Here is a 5,263-nt window from a genome sequence, read left to right as displayed (position 1 = left end):
TACCCACAGCCCAGAGCAGATTGCCAAAGTGGCAGCGAGCATTGCTGAATTTGGCTGGACAAATCCGATTCTGGTCGATGGCGAGAACGGGGTGATAGCCGGACACGGCAGGCTCGCGGGTGCGCGCTTGCTTGGACTGACCGAGGTGCCGGTGATCGAGCTGGCACACCTGTCGCCCACCCAGAAGCGCGCCTATGTGATCGCCGACAACCGCACCGCAGAGTTGGCAGGCTGGGATGAAGAGATGCTGGCCCTCGAACTCACCGAGTTGTGCGAGTCCGGCTACGACCTGGCGCTGACCGGGTTTGATGACGACGAGATCGAAGCCATGATGGCCGAGCACATCGATGGCGATGCAGGTGACGATTCAGCAGGCAATGGCGAGTCCGAAGATGCACCTGACGCCGGTGACGATGTACCAGACGCGCCGGTCAACCCGGTATCGCGAACCGCTGACATCTGGTTGCTCGGCGCGCACCGTCTGATTTGTGGGGACGCCGGTGACCCGGCAGTGATAGCCACCTTGATGCAGTCCGAAAAAGCCAGCCTGTGCTTTACCTCGCCGCCCTACGGCAACCAGCGTGACTACACCAACACCATCGTCGATTGGGACGCGCTCATGCGCAGCGTCTTTGCGCGAGTGCCGCTGGCCGCCAACGGACAGTTGCTGGTCAACCTGGGCCTTATCCACCGCGAGCAGGAAGTGGTGCCTTACTGGGATGGGTGGATGAACTGGATGCGCCAACAAGGCTGGCGGCGTTTTGGCTGGTACGTCTGGGATCAGGGCCCGGGGTTGCCCGGTGACTGGAATGGCCGCCTGGCTCCCGCGTTCGAGTTCGTATTTCACTTCAACCGCAAGGACTCCGAGGTGCGCAGACCCAACAAAAACGTGCCTTGTATCTACGCTGGGCGCGACACCCATCTGCGCGGTGACGGCACCAGCGCCGGTGGCATGCGCAACAAGGATGGCAGCAAGACCGGCTGGAACCACGCAGGCACGCTCACCCAGGACACCAAGATCGCTGACTCGGTGATTCGCATCATGCGCCACAAGGGCAAGATCGGTCAGGACATTGATCACCCGGCGGTGTTTCCGGTGGCACTGCCCCAGTTCGTGCTGGAAGCGTACTCGGATGCCGGTGACATTGTGTTCGAGCCATTTTGCGGCAGCGGCACAACCATGCTGGCCGCGCAGCGCAGTGGTCGCCAGTGCCGACTTATTGAAATCGCGCCGCAGTACGTGGACGTAGCCATCAAGCGCTTCCAGCAAAACTTTCCCGATGTGCCGGTGACGCTCGCATCAACCGGCCAGAGCTTCAATGCAGTCGCCGCAGAGCGACTCGCGCGAGCAACCCCAACAATTGAACCCGCAGAGGTAAATCCATGAGTGCATCCTGGCTGGCCAACAAAATCGAGCAGTGGCCGATCGCCAAATTGCTGCCTTACGCCAGAAATGCCCGCACCCATTCTGATGAACAGGTTGCTCAGATTGCTGCGTCCATCGTGGAGTTTGGCTTTACCAACCCCATTCTGGCTGGCAGTGACGGCATCATCGTGGCGGGCCATGGTAGATTGACTGCCGCGCAAAAGCTCGGGCTCGATGTTGTACCGGTGGTCGTACTCGAACATCTGACACCCACCCAGCGCCGAGCCCTGATCATTGCGGACAACCGCATTGCTGAAAACGCAGGCTGGGACGATGCGATGCTGCGGGTGGAACTCGATGCCCTGCGCGATGACGATTTTGATTTGTCGCTGACCGGCTTTGATGAGGACGCACTGGCCGACCTGTTCGAGGGCGAGGAAGGCGACACGGGCCAAACCGGTGACGATGAGGTACCTCAAGTGCAAGAGGCAGCCATCTCGCGCCCTGGCGACGTGTGGCTGCTCGGTGGCCACCGTGTGCTGTGTGGCGATGCCACCGATGCCAAGAGTTATGAGGTGCTGCTGCAAGGCAAAGAGGCGGACATGACGGTCACCGATCCGCCCTACAACGTCAACTACGCCAACAGCGCCAAGGACAAGATGCGCGGCAAAGACCGCGCCATCATCAACGACAACTTGGGCGACGGCTTTTATGACTTCCTGCTGGCGGCCCTCAAACCCATCATGGCCAACTGCACCGGCGCGGTCTACGTGGCCATGTCGTCGAGTGAGCTCGATGTGCTGCAAGCAGCGTTTCGCCAGGCCGGAGGCAAGTGGTCCACCTTCATCATCTGGGCCAAGAACACCTTCACGATGGGCCGCTCGGACTACCAGCGCCAGTACGAACCGATTCTGTACGGTTGGCCCGAAGGGGCGAGTCGCCACTGGTGTGGTGACCGGGACCAGGGCGATGTCTGGCAGATCAAGAAGCCGCACAAGAATGAACTTCATCCGACTCAAAAGCCAGTTGAAGTACTTGAGCGCGCCATTCGCAACTCCAGCCGCCCAGGTGACGTGGTGCTCGACCCGTTTGGCGGCTCTGGCACGACGCTCATTGCTGCGCAGAAGTCAGGCCGCACGGCACGCCTGATGGAGCTTGATCCGAAGTACGTCGATGTGATTGTTCGCCGTTGGCAGGAATACGCTGGGGCGCAGGCGGTGCGCGAAGCCGATGGCGTGCGTTTCGATGACCTGCTCGGCGCGGTGGATGCTGCCGATGAAGTGGATGCCGAGGTGGCGCTGTGAAGCAGTCGCGCGCGATGTCGCTGGTGGAGGCCGTGACCAACGTGCTGGTGGGCTACGGCGTGGCGGTGATGACGCAGGTGCTGGTGTTTCCGCTGTTTGGTCTGCACGCCACGCTGCGTGACAACCTGACCATTGGGCTGGTGTTTACTGCAGTTTCTCTGCTCAGGAGCTACTTGCTCCGCCGCGCGTTTGAGGCCTGGCGTGTGCGTCAGTCCTTGCGCGTGTCTGCAAATTCCGGATAGAGATCACCGCTGCTGATGTCGGTCACATAGCGCATGTTGGCGAACTCGCCTTGGGTGTCGGCCAGGATGACGCCACCCACCGACTGGATGGCCACACCGTACAGGCGCGAGAGTTGGGTCAACTCCCGCATGAACGTGTCGTAGTTGGCTTGGATGCCTTGGTTGACGGGTGCGCAGGCCATGTTGATCCTGTTACGGTCAGTTGTTGAAAATGGCCAGCACCTCATCCAATCCGGCATCGACCCGCCCGAGGTCACCGACGTGGCCCCAGTGGATGGTGTCGGGGTCATGGCCAAAGTGATCATCCGCCAGTTGCTGCAGGGCTTCGATCTTGCTGCGAATGGCGGCGTTGCGCTGGAGGTAGGCATCGAGGGCGGTTTGCTGGGTGGTGGTCATCTTCATCTCCTTCGGGTGGTTCGTTGCGATGCCTCTAGTAACGCGCTGTTTGCTTGAGAAGCCAAGTCAATTTCGAACTATTTTTCAATCAATTATTTATCCCAGACGCGCCACGTAGCGCGCGTAGTTTGAACCTTCTGGGTTGATGTAGAGGTAAGGGCGACCAGGGGCGCAGACCTCGACGCAGAGCGTTCCCACTTGCGTGGTTCCACCTTTGCCATCAAGCCAGTCACGCGAGCGCAACAGGTTGGCGGCAAACTCGTCAAATTCTGCGGTGCTCATCTCGCGGGTTTCAGTGACAAGAATTGTTTCAGGTTGGTCACCGCCGAGTTTGCTCAGGTTGCAAGGCTTGCGGGCAAAGGGCAGGGTGATACTCAACTCCTCGACTTGGAGGGTGTCGGTGCCAATCCTGAAGGTGCGCGGTGTACGCTCAATGGTGATGGTCATGGTGGTCATTTCAAAATCCTTTCAAAAGTTTGTCGTCAATCGCGACACATCTATGAACGCGCTGTTTGCAATAGAAGCCAAGCTGATTTGGCTTCTATTTGATCGAGGCTTCAGAACGAGACGTGGTAGGTGCGCACGCCACCCTGGGGTTTGCTGGATGTGATGGTCAGGCCAAGTTTCTTCTTGAGCGCGCCGGAAAATGTGCCGCGCACGGTATGCGCTTGCCATCCGGTTGCCTCGCAGATTTGCGCAATCGTTGCCCCCTGCGGGTGGTTGAGCATCTGCAAGATGGTGGCCTGCTTGCTCTCGCGCTTGAGCACATTGGCGATGACCTGCTCGTGCGCCACCCGGATCGCAAGACCTTCCTTGGCGCATTCGACGGCGCGATTGAATGCTTCCTGCGCTGCATCGTCGGGCTGCTCACATGCGCCAGTTGTTGGCGCAGGTTGGCCCTGTGTGGCATTGATTTGAGTAGCTGGGGCGTTGGTGCCAGCCAGACTTTCGTGGCAAGCCGTGGCGTTGTTGTTTGCTTCATTCACGGCTGCGTCGAGTTCCGGCTCTGGGACGATCATGCAAGCCGTGGGTCTGGCGCATCCCAGGGCGTCGTAGCCCTCGGCAGCCACGAGCCAGTCTTGGCCGTGGGGCGTGATCAGCGCGCGATTGAAAAGTCCTTGCAGAACCTTTTGGCGTGCGCCGCCTTTGACGTTTTCTGGAAACCAGTCGATGCGACCTTCTGTGTGGCCGATGGCATGGTCCAGCATGGCGTGCTGGGTGGTGGTCAGTGTGATGTTGCTCATTTGAGGCTCCTTCGGGGTGGTGGTTAAGACGATGTGACGCGCGCGCTGTTTTGCGGACAAGCCAAGCTCTTTTCGCTTGGCAGCGTCCAACAATCAGTCCTGCGCGATTTCTGCTTCTGTGGCCTTTGGCATGGAGGCACCTAACTCAGCCCCGGCTTTAAAGGCGGCTTCCAGTGCTTGGCGCACGTTCCAGACTGCGACGTCGTGGAAGTCAAGGCTGTCTGAGTTGCGTGTTTCGAGCGTCTCAATCAAAAGATGCTTTTGAGCGATCAGGGCAAAAATCTGGTCGAGGGTGGTGGTGTTCATGTCGTTGTCCTGTTTGGTGTGTTGCGATGCCTCTAGTAACGCGCTGTGTGATTGAGAAGCCAAGTCAATTTCGAACATTTTTTTGAATCTTTTTTGAATTTGTTTTTACAGTTGCTTCGATCTGACGCTGTTTTGAATGCCTGCTGCAATGCCTGAGCGCAGCCAGTTTGGCTGACCGCACTTTCGTCTTGCTCAGGACTCTTCGTCGTCCTCGCCGTCTGCGTTTTCCAACTCGTCAATGGTGTCTTCCATGTCCACCATGGAGCCACCCAGATAGCCGTGGTTTTTGGTGATGGCCATGCGCGCGTGTGCCAGCCAGTAGCTCTGTGCGCGCTCGCGGGTCATGCCCGGGGCGCTTCTGAGCAGGTGTTGAGCCTGATCGAGCAAGTCGATGAGTTCGAGCTG

At 59.0% G+C, this 5,263-nt stretch carries 8 protein-coding genes and 1 pseudogene; 3 read left to right on the top strand and 6 right to left on the bottom strand.

Translation table 11 applies throughout. The features are described from left to right. The 3 genes from IBX54_RS12150 to IBX54_RS12140 all read left to right on the top strand — a co-directional run. Positions 1-1,387, top strand: a 1,387-nt coding sequence (locus IBX54_RS12150) for a site-specific DNA-methyltransferase (protein ID WP_296542916.1), incomplete at its 5' end; no start/stop codon positions are given. Then, entirely contained in the window at positions 1,384-2,670 is a 1,287-nt protein-coding gene (locus IBX54_RS12145; RefSeq protein WP_296542915.1) for a site-specific DNA-methyltransferase, read from the top strand. The genes IBX54_RS12150 and IBX54_RS12145, both read left to right, overlap by 4 nt. Then, complete coding sequence (locus IBX54_RS12140) at positions 2,667-2,912, top strand: hypothetical protein (RefSeq protein WP_296542914.1); 246 nt, start codon at positions 2,667-2,669, stop codon at positions 2,910-2,912. The genes IBX54_RS12145 and IBX54_RS12140 overlap by 4 nt, the downstream gene beginning before the upstream one ends. Here the strand turns inward: IBX54_RS12140 and IBX54_RS12135 are convergent. From IBX54_RS12135 to IBX54_RS12110, 6 genes and pseudogenes are all read right to left on the bottom strand, one after another. After that, the gene (locus tag IBX54_RS12135; protein WP_296542913.1) at positions 2,879-3,094 is read right to left on the bottom strand and encodes a hypothetical protein; all 216 of its coding nucleotides are present in this window, start codon (positions 3,092-3,094) and stop codon (positions 2,879-2,881) included. The two genes, IBX54_RS12140 and IBX54_RS12135, sit on opposite strands and share 34 nt — an antisense overlap. 16 nt (positions 3,095-3,110) lie before the next feature. Beyond that, complete coding sequence (locus IBX54_RS12130) at positions 3,111-3,308, bottom strand: hypothetical protein (RefSeq protein WP_296542912.1); 198 nt, start codon at positions 3,306-3,308, stop codon at positions 3,111-3,113. A gap of 96 nt (positions 3,309-3,404) precedes the next feature. Continuing rightward, the gene (locus IBX54_RS12125) at positions 3,405-3,764 is read right to left on the bottom strand and encodes a hypothetical protein (RefSeq protein ID WP_296542911.1); all 360 of its coding nucleotides are present in this window, start codon (positions 3,762-3,764) and stop codon (positions 3,405-3,407) included. A 101-nt stretch (positions 3,765-3,865) separates the two neighbouring features. Then, complete coding sequence (locus IBX54_RS12120) at positions 3,866-4,552, bottom strand: DUF3489 domain-containing protein (RefSeq protein WP_296542910.1); 687 nt, start codon at positions 4,550-4,552, stop codon at positions 3,866-3,868. 93 nt (positions 4,553-4,645) lie between these two features. Then, a complete protein-coding gene (locus tag IBX54_RS12115; protein ID WP_296542909.1) occupies positions 4,646-4,858 on the bottom strand; it encodes a hypothetical protein in 213 nt (70 codons plus the stop codon). A 192-nt stretch (positions 4,859-5,050) separates the two neighbouring features. Beyond that, positions 5,051-5,263 (bottom strand): annotated as a pseudogene (locus tag IBX54_RS12110) (hypothetical protein); the annotation flags it as partial.

Source organism: Rhodoferax sp. (genome assembly GCF_014859475.1).
Classification (GTDB): Bacteria; Pseudomonadota; Gammaproteobacteria; order Burkholderiales; family Burkholderiaceae_C; genus Rhodoferax.
The sequence above is the reverse complement of the archived record's forward strand: the minus strand, read 5'-3'. Positions and strand labels throughout refer to the sequence as shown.